The 17,402-nt window shown below is 39.1% G+C and carries 13 protein-coding genes; 3 read left to right on the forward strand and 10 right to left on the reverse strand.

What is annotated here, in order from left to right:
* Nucleotides 1-20: 20 nt before the first annotated feature.
* Both FFU37_RS06795 and FFU37_RS06800 read right to left on the reverse strand, forming a co-directional pair.
* The gene (locus FFU37_RS06795) at nucleotides 21-653 is read right to left on the reverse strand and encodes a sulfotransferase (RefSeq protein ID WP_138489065.1); all 633 of its coding nucleotides are present in this window, start codon (nucleotides 651-653) and stop codon (nucleotides 21-23) included.
* A 14-nt stretch (nucleotides 654-667) separates the two neighbouring features.
* The gene (locus FFU37_RS06800) at nucleotides 668-1,039 is read right to left on the reverse strand and encodes an MAPEG family protein (RefSeq protein WP_002962524.1); all 372 of its coding nucleotides are present in this window, start codon (nucleotides 1,037-1,039) and stop codon (nucleotides 668-670) included.
* Between the two features lie 152 nt (nucleotides 1,040-1,191).
* On the opposite strand from FFU37_RS06800, the gene FFU37_RS06805 reads away from it, so the two are divergent.
* Complete coding sequence (locus FFU37_RS06805; protein ID WP_039487868.1) at nucleotides 1,192-2,538, forward strand: DUF2254 domain-containing protein; 1,347 nt, start codon at nucleotides 1,192-1,194, stop codon at nucleotides 2,536-2,538.
* A gap of 134 nt (nucleotides 2,539-2,672) precedes the next feature.
* Here the strand turns inward: FFU37_RS06805 and FFU37_RS06810 are convergent, their stop codons facing one another.
* The 3 genes from FFU37_RS06810 to ggt form a co-directional block, all read right to left on the reverse strand.
* Nucleotides 2,673-3,398, reverse strand: a complete 726-nt coding sequence (locus tag FFU37_RS06810; RefSeq protein ID WP_138489066.1) for an SIMPL domain-containing protein — start codon at nucleotides 3,396-3,398, stop codon at nucleotides 2,673-2,675.
* Between the two features lie 154 nt (nucleotides 3,399-3,552).
* Nucleotides 3,553-5,247, reverse strand: coding sequence for an NAD-dependent malic enzyme (locus FFU37_RS06815; protein ID WP_002962527.1), 1,695 nt, complete (start codon nucleotides 5,245-5,247; stop codon nucleotides 3,553-3,555).
* Between the two features lie 142 nt (nucleotides 5,248-5,389).
* Complete coding sequence (gene ggt / locus FFU37_RS06820; RefSeq protein ID WP_002962528.1) at nucleotides 5,390-7,168, reverse strand: gamma-glutamyltransferase; 1,779 nt, start codon at nucleotides 7,166-7,168, stop codon at nucleotides 5,390-5,392.
* Between the two features lie 97 nt (nucleotides 7,169-7,265).
* On the opposite strand from ggt, the gene rrtA reads away from it, so the two are divergent.
* The gene (gene rrtA, locus FFU37_RS06825) at nucleotides 7,266-7,862 is read left to right on the forward strand and encodes a rhombosortase (RefSeq protein ID WP_138489067.1); all 597 of its coding nucleotides are present in this window, start codon (nucleotides 7,266-7,268) and stop codon (nucleotides 7,860-7,862) included.
* Between the two features lie 81 nt (nucleotides 7,863-7,943).
* Here rrtA and FFU37_RS06830 read toward each other — a convergent pair whose 3' ends face one another.
* The 5 genes from FFU37_RS06830 to FFU37_RS06850 form a co-directional block, all read right to left on the reverse strand.
* The gene (locus tag FFU37_RS06830) at nucleotides 7,944-10,448 is read right to left on the reverse strand and encodes a S9 family peptidase (protein WP_138489068.1); all 2,505 of its coding nucleotides are present in this window, start codon (nucleotides 10,446-10,448) and stop codon (nucleotides 7,944-7,946) included.
* A gap of 132 nt (nucleotides 10,449-10,580) precedes the next feature.
* Nucleotides 10,581-11,744, reverse strand: a complete 1,164-nt coding sequence (locus tag FFU37_RS06835; protein WP_138489069.1) for an endonuclease/exonuclease/phosphatase family protein — start codon at nucleotides 11,742-11,744, stop codon at nucleotides 10,581-10,583.
* Between the two features lie 112 nt (nucleotides 11,745-11,856).
* A complete protein-coding gene (locus FFU37_RS06840; protein WP_138489070.1) occupies nucleotides 11,857-13,008 on the reverse strand; it encodes a 5-(carboxyamino)imidazole ribonucleotide synthase in 1,152 nt (383 codons plus the stop codon).
* Nucleotides 13,009-13,010: 2 nt separating this feature from the next.
* The gene (purE, locus tag FFU37_RS06845; RefSeq protein WP_138489071.1) at nucleotides 13,011-13,493 is read right to left on the reverse strand and encodes a 5-(carboxyamino)imidazole ribonucleotide mutase; all 483 of its coding nucleotides are present in this window, start codon (nucleotides 13,491-13,493) and stop codon (nucleotides 13,011-13,013) included.
* A gap of 151 nt (nucleotides 13,494-13,644) precedes the next feature.
* A complete protein-coding gene (locus FFU37_RS06850) occupies nucleotides 13,645-15,234 on the reverse strand; it encodes an ABC-F family ATPase (RefSeq protein WP_138490010.1) in 1,590 nt (529 codons plus the stop codon).
* Nucleotides 15,235-15,871: 637 nt separating this feature from the next.
* Here FFU37_RS06850 and FFU37_RS06855 point away from each other — a divergent pair.
* Entirely contained in the window at nucleotides 15,872-17,080 is a 1,209-nt protein-coding gene (locus tag FFU37_RS06855; protein WP_039487884.1) for a porin, read from the forward strand.
* Nucleotides 17,081-17,402 lie beyond the last annotated feature (322 nt).

Here is a 17,402-nt window from a genome sequence, read left to right on the forward strand (position 1 = left end):
GGGATTTTAACGTATTTGATTTAAAAAATCTTGTAAGGCAGTAATTTATCTATCCGTCCTTTAGCGGTGGATTCAACTTTTAACGGGTGTTTAATATCGTTCCACGCGGTAACTTTGCCGCCCATATTCATTTTTTCAAAATCAGCTTTGTCACTTTTTAATGCTAAAAAATCGCATAGCTTTTTATAGCTATCAGGCTTTGCTATATCAATGGATAAAAAATCGTTGTCACGGTTCTTAAAGTACGTGTGAGCATCGTTAAAATGTGTTTCATAGCAGTGAGCTAAGTAACTATCGTCGCTAATATTATTAAGCGAAAGCTCACTAAACGTATTTAAATAACAGCGCTTTATATGAATATTAAAGCCCCCGTCGCCGCGCGTTAAATTAGTGTGCATACGCGTTAAAAGCTGTTTTATTGATACAAGCCATGCATCAAGTTCGCGCTCTAAATAAATAAACTTAGAGTGTGGGTAATGAATATCAAGCGCTTTAAAATCGTTAAATATGGGAGTGTCGGCAATCGCACTGGCATTTTCAAAACAGGCATTAGTATACGCGGTATGCGCTGTTGTAATGCCAAGTTCTAAAAATGCATGGCACACACTAGTTGTGCCGGTACGTGGTAAACCTATTATAAATATTTTGCTCATTAACTTTTCTTTAATTAGCCGCGTGTTACTAGTAATACAAAGGCGCTGATAATCATGACTAAAAATGTAGTAATAGTACCAATTTGGCGATATTTAAGGCTTTTTTCTACGATGCCTAAATTTTGAAACACACGCCCTACTAATAACGCACCACCTAATATATGGCAGTAATGGCTAGCAAGCCCTTGGTACTCTGCTAAAAAAAGCAAAATTAGAGCAAATGGCACGTACTCCATAAAATTTGCGTGGGCACGCACAGCACGTTGTAGCGTTGCATTACCGTTATCACCAAGTGATATTTGCTCCGCACGGCGCACTTTTATTACGTTAAAGCTTAAATAAATGTAAAAGAATGCGAGTAATGCAGCATAAGTTGAAATGATCACGGCGTTTTCCTGTTATTTTTATCGCATAAATATGCGCTCTATTATTGTGGGCGTGATAATAACACATAAATTTGAGCAGCATTATCAGAAGTTTAATAATTGCCTATGCTAAGCTAGAGGTATTAAGTTAGTAGAAAATACATAAGGATTTTATGTTTGTACCTCGCAAAGTAGCCGACAGTTACCGTGAAATGATTAACAGTATTGGCTTTTACCCTTCGATGCTTTCAGTGGGCTTTTTGGTATTTGCCATTATTACAATGTCGGTTGAATATTTAGCACCTGTTGAGCAGCTAAAATCGTTTATATCGGTTGTACTTGTTGATAGCGCTGAAAACGCGCGTACTATTTTAAGCACTTTAGCTGGCAGTATTATTTCGCTTACCGTGTTTAGTTTTTCGATGGTAATGGTGGTTTTAAATTCGGCCAGTGCGAGTTTATCGCCCCGCGTAGTGCCAGGGCTTATTACACGTAAATCACACCAAATGGTTTTGGGCTTTTATTTAGGCAGCATAATTTACTCTATTATTATGCTTATAAATATTAATAAGCTTGATGGTGGCAGTACGGCAATTCCTTCAATAGGTGTGTTGTTTGCACTTATTTTTGGATTGATTTCATTAGGTTTGTTTGTATTTTTTATACATTCAATCTCACGTGCTATTCAAGTTGATAACGTGTTAAATGGCTTGTTTAGCCAAACTAAAAACGAAATTAAAACAATAATACAAAGACAACAAGAGAACCCAGTTGAAGACTTTCCAGACTTTAGCAAGTGGCATTCGGTAAGCAGTAAAACAGAAGGATATTATAAAGGCGTACATACCGATAAGCTGTGTGCTATTTTGGCTGAGCAAGATATAAAGGTGTATATATCTGTAAACCAAGGCTATTTTACAGTTAAAGGTTACCCGTTTTTAAAATGTAATAAAGATATAGCAAACGATGAAGAGCTGATTAATAAAATTCTCGACTGCTTTATTTTTTATATAGAAGAGTACATTAGCGATCATTACCGTTATGGATTAACGCAAATATCAGAAATTGCAGTTAAGGCAATGAGCCCGGGCATAAACGATCCAGGTACTGCGGTTAAATCAATTGATATGCTGAGTATTTTACTTATTCAACGACTTTCGATTAACGATATTAACTACTCGTTTAAGCACAGTGATAATGCCCCATTGTTATACCTTCATGAAACAAGCTTTGATGAGTTATTACACGACAACTTTACACCGCTGCGTAATTACGCCAAAGGCGATGCATACGTAATGACAAACGTGCTTGAGGCATTTAAAAATATCTTGTTTGTTGCCCATAAAGATACCGATGCACGCAACAGTTTATTTAATTATTTAAATGCGATTGTTGATGACATAAATGAGCATGTAACTAATGAATACGACAGACGCGAAGTGACTAATATGCTTAACTCGATAGCGCGTATTAGCCAAGAGCAAGGTGAGAAGTTGGTGGCACGTTTTGAGCACCACTAGGGCGTGTTGAATTATTTGGATTGAAATTTGTTCAATCTAGGGGCGATTAAATCGCGGCGCGAGGTTTGTAACCTAGTGGGCTAAGTAAAAACCGAGCAACATAGAGTTAATCGTCCCTAGGAAGAACCTATATTTTAATCTATGTAGTACACAGCATAGCTTGACGCTGTTACTTTAATCTCTCCAGCATGGTAGGCATCAGGTACATAGTTACTTGGTGCGCTATCAGCCATCATTACTTTTTCTGCACGCATGTACGGCTGCGACTCCACATTGAGTGGACTCAGTGATGCGCTGTATAATCCTTTTAAGTCAACGCCATAATCTTCACTAAACTCTTTTGCTGCGTCACGTGCGTCTTTAATTGCTAACTTTTGCGCTTTTTTATGCAGCTCGTTATAGTTACTTGCTAAAAATTGCGTTTGATTAATTTCGTTAATACCGTTGTTAACTAAGCTTTGTAGTAACTCTGGGTATTTATTTATATCGCTGAGTTTTACTGTTAACGTACGAGAAACCTTAAAGCCTTTAAATTCTTGATTACCGGTAGTGCGGTTGTATTGGCTATCACGGTTTATTGAAATTTGCCCTGCGTTTATATCTCCCTCTTTAACACCAATCTCTTTTACGAGCTTAATTGCCTTGGCGATAGTTAAGTCGGTTTTATTTTTAGCAGCAATTAAGTCTTTATCAACTTCAGTAATACCTACACTTAGCTGTACGTAATCCGGCATTGTAGTAAGAGTCGCTTCGCCCTTAACATAAATATGAGGAGCATCGGGAGTCGCTGCCGCAAGTGCATCAAAGCTAAGTACGTTTAAAGCCAGTGCACTACCTAAAACAAGAGTCAGTGTTTTCATTAAGTCGATCCTTTAATTATGTAAAAGCAAGTAAACACCGTACGTGGTTAATTAAATATGAACAAGCACAAAAAAACAGGCAATTGCCTGTTTTTTGTTAAGCGTTGTAACTGTGCCTACAACGTTATTTATTTTTAATTACGTATAAACCTAATTAAACACTACAACGTTTATAGTTACGGTATTTTGGTAACCAGTAATTTTTGTCGATTGCTGCCCATAAGGCATCATCCGTAATCTCAAGAGCAACGCCCTCTTCGATTGCTTTTTTAGCAATGGCAAATGCAATACGCTTACTTAGCGTTTCAATTTCAGTCAGGGCTGGTAATAAACTGCCTTTACCTGTGTTGGCACGCGGCGACGACTCTGCAAGCATTTCGCTAGACACACTTAACATAGCATCTGTAATGCGCGTCGCTTTAGCGGCAATAACACCTAAACCAATACCCGGGAAAATATAACTGTTGTTACATTGTGGGATTGGGAACGTCTCGCCATTGTACTCAACAGGATCAAATGGGCTACCTGTGGCAACAAGTGCTTTACCGTCAGTCCACTTAATCACATCAGCAGGATGCGCTTCTACTTGCTTAGATGGATTACTTAATGGGAAAATAATTGGCTGTTCACAACCGGCATGCATAGCGCGTATTACTTGTTCTGTAAATAAGCCAGGTTGACCAGAAACACCAATCAAAATGTCAGGCTCAGCACAGTGCATAACATCAAGAAGTGATGCGTACTCGCCGCTGTATGTCCAATCACTTAGAGAGCCTGTAGGTTGTGCAAGTGCTTGTTGGAAATCGCGTAAGCCTTCCATACCCTCTGAAAGTAGGCCAAAACGGTCAACCATAAATACTTGGCTACGCGCTTGTGCTTCTGAAATACCTTCAAAAACCATTTGGCTAATAATTTGCTCAGCAATACCACAACCAGCAGAGCCTGCTCCCACAAACACTACTTTTTGTTGGCTTAAGGTTGAATTTTTAACACGACACGCAGCAAGTAAAGAACCGACCGTTACAGCCGCCGTACCTTGAATGTCATCGTTAAAGCTACAAATTTCATTGCGGTAGCGCTTAAGTAATGGCATTGCATTTGGCTGTGCAAAATCTTCAAACTGAAGTAATACATTCGGCCAGCGACGTTTAACCGCTTTAATGAATAAATCTAAAAACTCATCGTATTCGTCTTGAGCAATACGCTTATGGCGTGCGCCCATGTACATAGGATCGTTTAAAAGCTTTTCGTTATTAGTACCCACATCAAGCATTACAGGCAATGTGTATGCTGGGCTTATACCACCACACGCAGTGTAAAGTGACAATTTACCAATTGGAATACCCATGCCACCAATACCCTGATCGCCTAGGCCTAAAATACGCTCGCCATCGGTTACAACAATAACTTTTACTTTACCTTTGGTAGCGTTGCGTAAAATGTCGTCAATTTGGTAACGATCTTCATACGAAATAAATAAACCACGTGCACTGCGATAAATGTCTGAGAATTTTTCACAAGCATCGCCCACTGTCGGTGTGTAAATGATTGGCATCATTTCTTCAAGGTGGTCACGTACTAAACGGTAGTAAAGTGTTTCGTTGTTATCTTGAATCGCACGTAAGTAAATATGCTTATTAAGGTTGTCGGTAAAGCTAGAATACTGCTGATAACAACGCTCAACTTGCTCTTCTATTGTTTCAAAGCGAGGAGGAAGTAAACCAGCAAGATTGAAATTTTCGCGTTCTTTTTTACTAAAGGCGCTGCCTTTATTTAATAGCGGTGTTTCAATTAGGCCAGGGCCAGAATGATGAATATATAAGTAGTTAGGATCAGTATTAGTTGTCATATTTCCAGGCTTTAACGGAGTCTTAAGTTATGATCTGTCATTATCAGTGTTAGAGGTTTAATTGCAACGACAATTAAGCTAGTCAGACCATTGAGAGAAAATACATGCGGGCTTCACTGCCCGCATGCATATTATACATAATTTAAAATTTGATAGTGGCGTTATTATCAGTTAAATCAGATAACGCAACACCTTCACGGCGCGGATCAGCGCCACCATATAAGGTATTATTTTTAACTTCAACTGCGTGTAAGCCTGAGTTTAAATCAATAATACGTACATTGTGGCCGCGTTTGGTAAGTGCAGGCGCAATGGCTTCGATGGCTGTGCCTTTTTCAAGGCTGGTGTAATCGTTACGATTTGTTGTACGCGGTAAATTAATAGCGTCTTGCGCTGATAAATTCCAGTCAATAACACCCACAACAACTTGTGCAACGTAATCGATGATACGGCTACCACCAGGTGAGCCTACAATTAAGCGTAAGCTACCATCTTTATTAAATACCATTACCGGTGACATAGAGCTACGCGGGCGTTTACCGGCCTCTACTCGGTTTGCTACAAGCTTGCCATTTTTACGTGGCGATAACGAAAAGTCAGTTAGTTGGTTATTTAAAATAAAGCCATTAACCATAACCGTAGAGCCAAACGCCATTTCAATTGAACTGGTCATCGAAACGGCATTACCTTTACTATCTACAATAGATACATGTGAGGTAGAAGGTAACTCGTATGAATCATCCATTGCATAACTTAAGTACCCTACAGGATTACCTGCTACCGCTTTTTGGTCTGTTTCGGTAATTAATTTAGCGCGTGAGGCAATATAATCTTTGTTTAGGAGCTCTTGTGTAGGTACTTGGGTAAAATCGGGATCACCCATGTACATATCGCGATCGGCAAATGCAATACGCGAAGCTTGGCTAAAGTAATGAATCGCCTTTTCGCCGTTTGGCTTAAGTGCGCTCATATCTTTATGTTCAAGCAAGCCAAGCATTTGCAGTACTGCTACGCCGCCACTACTTGGTGGTGCCATAGAACACACGTTATAAGCACGGTATTGTATACATACCGCATCGCGTTCTTTACTTTTATAATCTGCTAAATCTTGCACACTTAATTTACCAGGGGCAATTTTAGAATGTTGTACCGCATTAACCATTTGTTTTGCATTTTCGCCTTTGTAAAATGCATCAATGCCCTGCTTTGCAATGTCTTTGTACAAATCAGCAAGTGGTTGATTCTTTTTAACGCTACCCACTTCAATTAATTTACCATTAGGGTAAAAGTATTCGTTAATAATTGGCATGCTCAATACGCCTGGGTTTAACTGGCGGGCTAATAAGCCATGTAAACGCGGCGAAACTACAAAGCCTTGCTCTGCAAGTTCAATAGCAGGTTTAAAAAGCGCTTCCCACGGTAATGTACCGTATTGTTTATGTGCGCTTGCAAAGGCATGTAAAATACCGGGTACACCAACAGAGCGTCCACCTACTACGGCTTCAATCCATTTAACGGCTTTACCGTGTTTATCTAAAAACAGCGTTTCGTCTGCATTTGCAGGTGCGGTTTCGCGGCCATCAAAACTAGTCAATTTATTGTTAGCTTTGTTGTAATACATCATAAATGTACCACCGCCAATACCAGAGGATTGCGGTTCAACTAAGGTAAGCACTAGTTGAGTAGCAATCGCAGCATCTACGGCACTGCCGCCTTGGGCTAAAATTTGTTGACCGGCTTTTGAGGCATATGGATTTGCCGCAGCTACCATGTATTTATCACCTTGCACCACTTTTTTATGGATTAATCCGGTAGCAGCTTCAGGTTCGCGAGTTTCAATTTGAGTTGTTTGCTGTGCTAATGAAGGCAGTGATACTGCGCACAGTCCAATGGCAAATAATGAGTTAAGTTTAAAATGCATAAAAATACTAAAAACACTTAATTACGTAGTTGTATTTGGCATCTTAAAGTTAAACGGGCACAATATGCAAAAATTTTGACTAAAAAAATATAATAAAATGCTTAATTTACCTATTCAACCTCGTTATATATTACCGCCTATTATTTTGCTGCTTTTTAGTACCATTTTTGCTGCATTTGATTTAAATAGTTTACTTGAATTTAACCGAAGCCTAATTGATGATGGCGAACTGTGGCGAATCTTTTCTGGCCAATTTGTTCATGCTAATTGGGCTCATTTGGGATTAAATGCCAGTGGTGTTTTACTAATATGGTTACTACATGGCGAATACACATCCCCTACTCGCTACGCTTTTAATGCAATTTCGCTAGCACTGTGGTGTGGACTCGGTGTTTATTGGTTTTGCCCAAACATACATATTTACACCGGATTAAGTGCTCTACTGCATGGTGTAATTATTTGGGGCGCAGTTAAAGATATAACCGTAGGGCTTAAGTCGGGTTATTTATTATTTATAGGCGTATGGATTAAAATAGCGTTTGAGCAATTTAGCGGCCCTAATGCTGATATAGGAAAGCTTATTAACTCCACTGTGGCTATTGATGCTCATTTAATTGGTGTAATTGGCGGGACTCTGCTTGCCATACCACTGGTTATAGAGCTCTTTAAAAAGAACTTTAAAAATAAAAAATAAAGTTAGATTTTGTTCAACCCAATAAAAACGCCGCATTAGTTAACTAAATCAATGCGGCGTTTTTGTTTTTATAATTAAAGCTTAAAGCGTTTCTTTAAATAACTTATAAATACGGCGGTATTCGTCTAACCAACTTGAAGGCTGTACAAAACCATGTGGTTCAACAGGAAATATAGCTGTTTCAAAGTTTTGTTTTTCAAGCTCTATTAAGCGCTGTACTAAACGCACTGAGTCTTGAAAAAACACGTTATCGTCAACCATAGGTGCATTAATTAATAAACGTTTGTTTAAACCCTCAGCGTAATAAATTGGCGAGCTGCGTTCATACGCAATCGGGTCAACATCAGGATGGTTTAATATATTAGCCGTGTAACCTGTGTTGTAATGTGCCCAATCGGTAACAGGTCTAAGTGCCGCACCCGATTGGAATAACTCAGGCGCGGTAAACAATGCCATAAAGGTCATAAAGCCGCCGTAAGAGCCACCATAAGTGCCGACTGCTTTGGTATCAACGTTGGCATTTTGCGCCATCCATTTAACGCCATCGGCTAAATCTTGTGTTTCAGGTGTGCCCATTTGACGATAAATCGCGGTACGCCAATCACGTCCGTAACCTTTAGATGCGCGGTAATCCATATCCATTACTATGTAACCTTCATCAGCGAGCAATGAATGAAACATAAATTCACGAAAATAAACCGAAAATCCCATATGTGAGTTTTGTAAGTAACCCGCGCCGTGGTTAAAAATAACTGCTTTGCGATTTTTACCTACTTCACCTTCAACGTAATCAGCTGGGTAGTACACTTTTGCGTATATTGGTTGTTCGGTATGGCTCGATGGCACGGCAACAATTTTAGGTGCAGTTAGCTTTTTAGCTAAAAACTCATCCGACACTGTATGAGTTAAGCGCGTTGCTTTTGTATTGGCTTGTGCGTCAGCTACATAAAGCTCATTAGGCATGGTAATTGTAGAGTGCTTAAGGAGTAACTTAGTTTCATCTGGGCTTAACGTGTAATCAGTCATGCCATTTAAATCAGTAACTTGCTCGCTATTACCTGTTTGTGGGTTAACACGGTAAATTTCGTAAAGGCCTGGGTGTTCAACATTCGCTTTGTAATAAATTGCGCTGTTGTCACTGGTAAGCGTTAGGTTAGAAACTTCAAATTGGCCTTGTGTTAGCGCAGTTGCACTTCCATTGACTGGCTTTTTATAAAGTTGGCTGTAACCCGACTCTTCAGATAGGTAATAAAGCGTGTTTGAGTTATGTAACCAGCCAAAATCGTTAAACGCATAAGCAATCCATGCATCGTCATGCAGGCGATGTTGCGACACAAGTTTGTTGTTTTTAAAATCTACGGTAGCAAGCCAGCGGTCTTTGTTATCCCATGCTTCGAGCATGATAGCCACTTGCGAGCCGTCATCGTTCCATACTATTGGGCTTTGCTCAAAACCCCAGTCCATAATAAGGTTAATGCCACGAGGCGCCTTTTTAGACTTATATGTTTTACCATCACGTGCATAATTTTCTTTTTTAACTGCGGCTAAAACATCTTCGTCAAAGCCCGGTAAAGTATTAAAGCTAAGTGATGTTTGCTCTTTATTAGTTAAATTGATGTAGACAAGCTTTGACGTTTCTTCTTTAGCGTCAGCTACTCGGCGGCGTGCTTTTTTAGGTTCAATCGTTGCATCATTTGTAATGTAGTTAGGCATAATATCGCCATCACCACGCCAATCAGTTTGCTTTTGTACAACAACTAATAACGCATCACCATTTGGCGAAAGCTGTGCTTCTGCAACTTTATTACCGTCACCTAAGTAGTAAGCCGTGTTAGCAATTGAATCGTTTTGTTCATTAATTTGCTCATTGCGTGCTTGCTGATCTTTTTTATTTTTTTGTTGAAGCGCCACAAATTTAATTAATTTATGCTGCTCTTTAGCAATATACGTGCTTGGCTCTTCAATCCCCTTTGGCTCATCAGCAAGTTTTAAGTTAGCAAGCTCGCTCGTTAAGCCTGTTTTTAAATCAACTTTAAAAAAAACATTGCCTTGGCGGTAAACTAAATCGCCGTTATTTAAAAATTGTGGTTTAGACTCGCTTGCTGATGTCGCTGTAATTTGCTTAAGTTCACCGGTTTTTAGGTTTTTAACAAACACATTGCCTTTAAACGTGTAAGCCGCCATTGTTTTATTTTTTGAATAAACGGCTTTATTAGAACCCACAGTATGAAGTTTATTAAGAGCTACCTGCTCTGCTGTTTGGCTAGTAACAGATTGGCTAAATAAATTGCGTAGTGTATTACCTTGCTCTTTTTGAGCATAAATTATAGTTGCCGAATCGCTAGCCCAGTAAGCGTTCTCTGGCTGATTGCCCATCCAATCAGGATCGGCCATTGCTTGTTCTAGCGTTATTTTTTGTGAGCCGATATCTGCTGGCGTGTTCACAACCGCAGCAACCTTACTTGCTGGTAAAGCACTTTGCTGTGTTGAAGAGGTGTTAGCGGTAGCGCTACAACCTGCAAGCATAACACTTGAGGCAACAGCTAAGGCCACTAACGTTTTAGATGAAGAAAAATTAAAAATCATAGTGCTTCTATACGGTTATTATAATTAAGCCGTATTTAAGCAGAAGCACTTGAGTTATTGCAATTTTTTAAGATAAATAGCCATTAAACAGGGTAAAGCTCTGTTTAATAGCGCCTCTTTTGTTAACAGGCGTTATTCAATTACCAAATCAAGCCAAACCATGCGGTGATCGCTCGATGCGTTTCTATCTTTAATTAAACGATATTCACTACTCGTTTTAGTAGGCCAAAACACACCACCGTCCTTAATTTTTAAACCATAGTTTGACGGTAAAACGTAATCAACACGGGCTTGCCAATTAGCACTATAATTTTGTGCATAAGGCACATCATACTGCTCTTTAGCACCTTCGCTTTTTGGAACAAAGCTTGCGTTGATAAGTGGGTTTTTAAGTAATTGGTCGGTGGTATTTGTACGGGCTTTGTCCCCCTCAGGGGCTGCATTTAAATCGCCTAAAATAACAAAACGAGAGTGAACTTTTAAACCGCCCTTTTCGCCTTTATCGTCATAAATATACTTAGCATTTGAAACGTAATCGGCAATTAACCTTACTTCATCGTGGTTACGCTTGCCGTTTCTATCCTCTTCTCCGTCAAATACAGGCGGTGTTGGGTGAGATGCAATAACATGAATTGTTTTATCATTTACGCTAATAGGTAAATCCCAAAACGATTTAGAACTGAGCCTAAGTGTTTGCCATTCTTGTGCGTTATACCAGTTTTCACCTGTTTTAGGCATCACAGGCATTTGTGCATTTGGCATGTCTTTATATTTAAAGGTTTGAAGGGTTCTTACTTTATCAAAATTAATTGGGTATTTTGATAGAACAGCCATACCGTAATGTCCTTCAAAAAAGCCAAAGCCTTGTGCATCGCCCATCACGCCATTTTTTTTGCCATCGTTATCTAAATCAAACTCGGTAGCTAGGCCTGTATTTACTGGTGCAATATAAGAGTAAGGGTAGTTAATAGCGGCTTGTTTTTGCTGACTTACGTTTAAATAATACTGATTAAAGTATTCAATGCCTTGCTCTTTTGGGATGTAATCAAATTCGTTAAGTAAAATAATATCAGGGCGAACACGCTGAATAATTTCCGCTATGTTCTTAATTTGCTGGTGGTTAGCTTTAAGTGCATTAACTAAAGCATCACTTTTAACTTGCTCACCTTTAGGCGTGTGATTAGTTGCATCCATACTTACATTAAAAGTTGCAACACGAAGAGATTCCGATGCAAATGTATTTAAGCTAAATAATGCAGTAATGGCTAGCACGCCAGATATTGTTTTTAGTTTCATTGTTTTACTTCACAAATTTAAAATTAGACTTTAACAGTATTACATATTCAAAGCCCATTTTTATGACAAAAAAATACCGGCTTAAGCCGGTATTTATATAAAGGTATGATAACTATTCGCTGAGCACTAAATTGGCAGCTGCTTTTAAAATACCAGGATAATCTTGCTCTGGTAGGTACTCTGTAAGTTCACCAAGTTTGTCTGCAAGCTCACCCATATTAACAGCTGATACATTAATATGGCCCATTTTACGACCTGGCTTAGCTGTTTTACCGTACCAATGGCTCGTTACATCAAACGTTTTTAATACTTCACTTGGAATACTTGGTTGGCCTAATACGTTTATCATCGCGGTAATGTGTTTAAGCTCTGTATTGCCAAGCGGTAAACCTGCAACAGCGCGCATGTGGTTTTCAAACTGCGAGCAATGGCAACCTTGTTGCGTCCAGTGGCCTGAGTTATGTACGCGCGGTGCAATTTCGTTAACGAGTAACGTGCCATGTACATCAAAAAACTCAATAGCTAACACGCCAACGTAGTTAAGCTCATTTGCTATTTTTGTAAATGCATCGTTTGCTTGAGCTTCGACACTTTGATTATTTTTACCAGCAATAGAAAGCGTTAACACACCTTTAGTGTGCTCGTTTTCTGTTAGCGGATAAATAGCAACGTTACCGTGTTTATCGCGCGCACCAATGATAGATACTTCACGATCAAACGGAATCATTTTTTCAGCAATAATCGTATGTGGCGCAAGCTCGGTGCCAGAGGCAATAAAATCAGCCATTTGTGACCAAATTTCGTCTATTTGATCATCCGATTTTAAACGCCATTGGCCTTTTCCGTCGTAACCCGCTTGGCATGTTTTAATTACAAGTGGTTTACCTAGAGTTTTAACGGCAAGTTCTAAATGCGCTTTTTCAGTAATTAATTGGTACGGCGCACAAGTTACGTTTGTTTTATCAAGCAATGCCTTTTCAAGCGAGCGATCACCACCGGTTTTAATAGCGGCTTTACCTGGGTAAAACTTATTACTGTTACAGCAAAGGGTTAGAACATCATCAGGAATGTGCTCAAACTCTGCAGTAATGGCATCAGCGTTTAATATTGCTTGCTCAAGCGACGTGTTATAAATGTCACCAGTTAGCGGGTGCATAATTTGTTTACTGCCTACATCGTACGCAACAACGTTTAAATTAAGCGGCGCGCCTGCAAGGCTCATCATACGTGCAAGTTGCCCTGCACCTAATATTAAAATATTCATTATTACTCTGCAGGGTTTGGATTAGCTAATATAGTGTCGGTTTGAGCTTTACGAAACGCTTCAATTTTTGCAAAAATGTCTGGATTTTGACATCCTAAAATTTGTGCAGCTAATAAACCCGCGTTTGCTGCGCCCGGCTCACCAATTGCAAGCGTACCTACCGCAACGCCTTTAGGCATTTGGCAAATAGATAAAAGTGAATCAACACCATTTAATGCTTTTGATTTTACAGGTACGCCAAGTACAGGAAGCGACGTAAAAGCAGCTGCCATACCAGGTAAATGCGCTGCGCCGCCAGCACCAGCAATAATAACTTTAATACCACGTTCTGCGGCTGAACTTGCGTAATCAGCAAGTAATTGAGGAGTGCGGTGTGCAGACACGACTTTGGTTTCGTACTTAATGCCAAAATGCTCTAGCATAAGTGCTGCATGTTCCATGGTTGGCCAATCTGATTTAGAACCCATAATAATGCCAACAGTCATAAATACTCCTCAGTAATGTATTTTAAAAATAGCGGACTTATGTCCGGTTTTAGGCGGGTATTATACCCAAACCAAGTTTAATTGCGACTCACAAAAACAAAAAAAGCCATGTTTAAACATGGCTTTTTAGAGTTAACGGGTAAATAGCTAATTAAGCTTCTTTACTCGCTAGGTATTCTGCGTAGTTGCCTCTAAAGTCGATAACTTTACCGTCTTTAATTTCCCAAATACGGGTCGCAACAGATGATACAAACTGACGGTCGTGGGAAACAAACATCAATGTACCTTCGTAAGCTTCAAGGGCTAAGTTAAGCGCTTCAATTGATTCCATATCCATGTGGTTAGTTGGCTCATCCATTAACAATATGTTTGGCTTATGCATCATAATTTTACCAAACAACATGCGGCCTTGCTCACCACCTGAAATTACTTTAACTGATTTTTTAATATCGTTTTGAGAGAATAACATACGGCCTAAGAAGCTACGAACCACTTGCTCGTCGTCGCCTTCTTGTTGCCATTGCTCCATCCACTGAAACAAGTTCATGTCGGTTGCAAACTCATCAGCGTGATCTTGCGCGTAGTAACCAATATTAGCATTTTCTGAGAACTTAAACTCACCAGCTTTAGGGGCTAAGCGCCCTGCTAATGTATTAAGTAATGTTGTTTTACCAACACCATTTTCACCAATAATAGCAATACGTTCGCCAACTTCTACTAAACCTTCAAGTCCAGAAAACAACGTATTGTCGTCAAAACCTTGTGTTAAGTTTGTCATTTCAAGTGCGTTTCTGAATAACTGCTTTTCTTGATCAAAACGGATAAACGGCGTTTGGCGTGAAGATGCTTTAACTTCGTCTAATTGGATTTTGTCGATACGTTTAGCACGCGATGTTGCTTGCTTAGCTTTAGATGCGTTAGCAGAGAAACGAGATACAAACTGTTGAAGTTCAGCAATTTGGTTTTTCTTTTTCGCGTTTTCGTTAAGTAATTGCTCACGTGCTTGCGTTGCTGCAAACATGTATTCGTCATAATTACCTGGGTAAATACGAAGCTCGCCGTAGTCAATGTCGGCCATGTGTGTACACACAGAGTTTAAAAAGTGACGGTCATGCGAGATGATTATCATGGTACAGTCGCGCTGATTTAACACGTCTTCTAACCACTTGATGGTGTAAATATCCAAGTTATTAGTAGGCTCATCAAGTAGCATAATGTCTGGGTCTGAAAATAATACCTGTGCAAGTAGTACGCGCAGCTTAAAACCCGGTGCAATTTCTGACATTGGGCCAAAGTGTTGGTCAGTGCCAATACCTACACCTAATAAAAGCTCACCTGCTTTAGATTCCGCAGAGTAACCATCCATTTCAGCAAATTCAGTTTCAAGATCGGCTACTTTCATACCGTCTTCTTCACTCATTTCAGGTAAAGAGTAGATACGGTCACGTTCTTGTTTGATTTCCCACAACTCTTTGTGGCCCATAATCACGGTATCGATTACTGAGTATTCTTCGTAGGCAAACTGATCTTGGTTAAGTTTAGCAACGCGTTCGTTAGGATCAGTACTTACATTACCTGCAGACGCTTCGAGCTCACCACTTAAAATTTTCATAAATGTTGATTTACCACAACCATTTGCACCGATTAAACCGTAACGGTTACCATCGCCAAATTTTGCTGAGATATTTTCAAATAATGGTTTAGCACCAAATTGCATGGTGACATTAGCTGTACTAATAATAGCGCTACCCTCCAAAGGAGTAATGATGTATTTAAATTGCGCGCAGTTTAAACCAAAATGGCCTGTTTTTCTATGAAAGTTTAAAAGCAAACCACTGCGTTTTAGCCATTTATTATGGCTATGTAGTTAGTAGTAAAAATAACGGATTAGATTTAATGGTTTCGTTAATTTTTATTCAACTTATTCTAATTAAAATCCATAAAGTATGTTTTACATACAGGCATAAGAGATTAGAAATTACGATACAAATTAGAGTAAAAACACTTTTAACGTGTTTGTGTGTCTACTTAACTCATTTTTGTTCACCCTATAATAATAAAAAGTTATATTTATGAAAATAAAGTACTTTTAGAGCTTTTACACTAGTTACTACTTTTTAACCAAGATGAAATTAATTCAAATTACAATTTTTACACATCGCTAATTCCTCATCCTATTTACCTATCAAATCATTAAAAACATAAACTTTTGCAACACCTGAAAAACAAAATTAACCTTTAGTGAATATCCGTTAAGTTTAACGATTAATTTTATTGAGTATTTTTCACTTTTGAGCCGTTTATTGCTTTGTTAGTCTTCGAATCTGAATTTTTACCTACGTAAAAAATTGACCAATTTACACAGGGCAACACACAAGATGAGCAAAAAATTAGCGACGCTTATTAGCGCAAGTATTGTATTCGCACCCGCTGTTTCGGCAGTAGAATTATACAAAGATGACAAAAATACTGTTGAAGTTGGTGGATATCTTGATGTGCGTGTTATTAATACACAAAACGAAACCGAAGTTGTTAATGGTACTTCGCGCATTAACTTTGGATTTACCCGAAAGCTTAAGAAAGACTGGACCGCACTCGCACTCGTAGAATGGGGTGTAAACCCTGTTGGCAGCAGCGATATTATTTATAACAATCGTTTTGAGTCTATCCAGGATGAGTTTTTATACAACCGTTTAGGTTACGCAGGGCTTTCGCACGAAAAGTACGGGCAACTAACTATTGGTAAACAATGGGGTGCATGGTACGACGTAGTTTACGGCACAAATAATAGCTTTGTATGGGATGGTAATGCGGCTGGTGTTTACACCTATAACAAAGACGATGGCGCTGTTAATGGCACTGGTCGTGGAGATAAATTAGTGCAGTACCGCAATAGCTATAACGATTTTAGTTTTGCAGTACAAGCGCAGCTTAAAAACAGCGAATTTTATACCTGTGACGTAACCGACATTTCAGAAGAAGAATGTGAAGCACTTTGGAACTCTGGCGATAGTGCAGCCCAAGAAGTTGAATTTAATTACACATTTGGGGCGTCTGTAACTTATACCCCAACTGACATGCTAACACTTACAGCAGGTGTTAACCGTGGTGAGTTTGATTTAACGTTTGGCGATGGTTCTACTCGCAATGTTGAAGATTTAATTTATGGTGCAGGTATTATGTGGGGCAACATTGATGAGCCCGGCCTATACGTTGCAGCCAACGTAAATAAAAACAAAAACCACGACACAGACAACATTGGTCGCTTAATTAAAGACGCAATCGGTGTAGAAACATTTGCATCTTACCGCTTTGATAACGATTTTCGCCCTTTTATTGCCTACAACGTGTTTGATGCCGGTGATGATTACGTAATTCAGCCAAACTTTAACGCCGACCCAGAAGATGTGTTTAAGCGTCAGTTTGCTGTTATTGGCCTTCACTACTTAATTGACGAAGACACTATTGCCTACGTAGAAGCGCGTAAAGACTTTAGCGACTTTGAAAGCGATAACAAAGAGCAACAAGCACAAATGGAGCAGTCGGAAGATGACGGTATAGCATTTGGTTTTAGATATAAGTTTTAAATATAAGTTTATAAAACGACTACAACTTCCCTAAGCACAACCCTTTTAGCCCTTTTAACTTTTTTAACTGGGCTTTTTTTATTCCGCCATACTTTTTTCAATACTCAATTTTGCATTTAAGGCTATTTCAAAAAAGGCATTAACAGCCGCATTGGTATCTGCTTTTTTAATTTGTAATAGCACCAATCACGATGCCCCTATTTTTAACGTTTACCGTTTTGCTGCTCATTACAATGAGCGAGGAAAACTTTAATTAAGCACTCATAGTCCACACTCGGCATTTATATTTTTAGTGGATGTAGTTATCGCAGGCTTTATTATT

The sequence above is a fragment of the Pseudoalteromonas distincta genome (assembly GCF_005877035.1).
Lineage (GTDB): Bacteria > Pseudomonadota > Gammaproteobacteria > Enterobacterales > Alteromonadaceae > Pseudoalteromonas > Pseudoalteromonas distincta.

Bases quoted from the DNA above. Each gene is read 5' to 3' on its own strand.
- FFU37_RS06795 (WP_138489065.1), bottom strand. From the start codon at position 653: ATGAGCAAAATATTTATAATAGGTTTACCACGTACCGGCACAACTAGT.
- FFU37_RS06805 (WP_039487868.1), top strand. From the start codon at position 1,192: ATGTTTGTACCTCGCAAAGTAGCCGACAGTTACCGTGAAATGATTAAC.
- FFU37_RS06810 (WP_138489066.1), bottom strand. From the start codon at position 3,398: ATGAAAACACTGACTCTTGTTTTAGGTAGTGCACTGGCTTTAAACGTA.
- FFU37_RS06815 (WP_002962527.1), bottom strand. From the start codon at position 5,247: ATGACAACTAATACTGATCCTAACTACTTATATATTCATCATTCTGGC.
- ggt (WP_002962528.1), bottom strand. From the start codon at position 7,168: ATGCATTTTAAACTTAACTCATTATTTGCCATTGGACTGTGCGCAGTA.
- rrtA (WP_138489067.1), top strand. From the start codon at position 7,266: ATGCTTAATTTACCTATTCAACCTCGTTATATATTACCGCCTATTATT.
- FFU37_RS06830 (WP_138489068.1), bottom strand. From the start codon at position 10,448: ATGATTTTTAATTTTTCTTCATCTAAAACGTTAGTGGCCTTAGCTGTT.
- FFU37_RS06835 (WP_138489069.1), bottom strand. From the start codon at position 11,744: ATGAAACTAAAAACAATATCTGGCGTGCTAGCCATTACTGCATTATTT.
- FFU37_RS06840 (WP_138489070.1), bottom strand. From the start codon at position 13,008: ATGAATATTTTAATATTAGGTGCAGGGCAACTTGCACGTATGATGAGC.
- purE (WP_138489071.1), bottom strand. From the start codon at position 13,493: ATGACTGTTGGCATTATTATGGGTTCTAAATCAGATTGGCCAACCATG.
- FFU37_RS06855 (WP_039487884.1), top strand. From the start codon at position 15,872: ATGAGCAAAAAATTAGCGACGCTTATTAGCGCAAGTATTGTATTCGCA.